This is a genomic window from Niallia sp. 01092, assembly GCF_052318935.1.
Classification (GTDB): domain Bacteria; phylum Bacillota; class Bacilli; order Bacillales; family Cytobacillaceae; genus Niallia.
Genome location: NZ_JBQRKO010000062.1, coordinates 1 through 744 on the forward strand (window position 1 = coordinate 1; position 744 = coordinate 744).

The window sequence follows — 744 nt, forward strand, 5'->3', positions numbered from 1 at the left end:
AAGATTTAGCGCCCGTAGCTCAATTGGATAGAGCGTCTGACTACGGATCAGAAGGTTATGGGTTCGACTCCTTTCGGGCGCGCCATATATCGGGAAGTAGCTCAGCTTGGTAGAGCACTTGGTTTGGGACCAAGGGGTCGCAGGTTCGAATCCTGTCTTCCCGACCAGGAAGAGCATAAAAGATGGGGCCTTAGCTCAGCTGGGAGAGCGCCTGCCTTGCACGCAGGAGGTCAGCGGTTCGATCCCGCTAGGCTCCACCAATCAAATAATTAATTATGGCGGCGTAGCTCAGCTGGCTAGAGCGTACGGTTCATACCCGTGAGGTCGGGGGTTCGATCCCCTCTGCCGCTACCAAATAATTAAGATAGATTTTATAACAAAAAAATAATAGTACTTTTATTTGGACCTTTAGCTCAGTTGGTTAGAGCAACGAGGAAGTACATCATGAATAATCTTCGAGTTGTACTCATCGAATAGCTTCTTGAATAATCCTACTGAGATGAGGACAGACATTTTAAAGCAAAACAAAATATTGACATTTACTTTATTTGGACCTTTAGCTCAGTTGGTTAGAGCAGACGGCTCATAACCGTCCGGTCGTAGGTTCGAGTCCTACAAGGTCCACCATTTATCGAGGAGGAATACCCAAGTCCGGCTGAAGGGATCGGTCTTGAAAACCGACAGGCGGGTCAAACCGCGCAGGGGTTCGAATCCCCTTTCCTCCTCCATTTGATAAACAATTAA

6 tRNA genes are annotated in these 744 nt (G+C 47.6%); all 6 read left to right on the plus strand.

Annotation, left to right across the window (positions count from 1 at the left end):
- Positions 1 to 8 precede the first annotated feature (8 nt).
- The 6 genes from ACTXGU_RS22240 (at position 9) to ACTXGU_RS22265 (ending at position 728) form a co-directional block, all read left to right on the plus strand.
- A tRNA-Arg gene (locus ACTXGU_RS22240) sits at positions 9 to 85 on the plus strand.
- A 5-nt stretch (positions 86 to 90) separates the two neighbouring features.
- A tRNA-Pro gene (locus ACTXGU_RS22245) sits at positions 91 to 167 on the plus strand.
- Positions 168 to 184: 17 nt separating this feature from the next.
- Positions 185 to 260, plus strand: a tRNA-Ala gene (locus ACTXGU_RS22250).
- Positions 261 to 277: 17 nt separating this feature from the next.
- Positions 278 to 354, plus strand: a tRNA-Met gene (locus tag ACTXGU_RS22255).
- A 196-nt stretch (positions 355 to 550) separates the two neighbouring features.
- Positions 551 to 627, plus strand: a tRNA-Ile gene (locus ACTXGU_RS22260).
- Between the two features lie 8 nt (positions 628 to 635).
- Positions 636 to 728, plus strand: a tRNA-Ser gene (locus tag ACTXGU_RS22265).
- Positions 729 to 744: the final 16 nt, after the last annotated feature.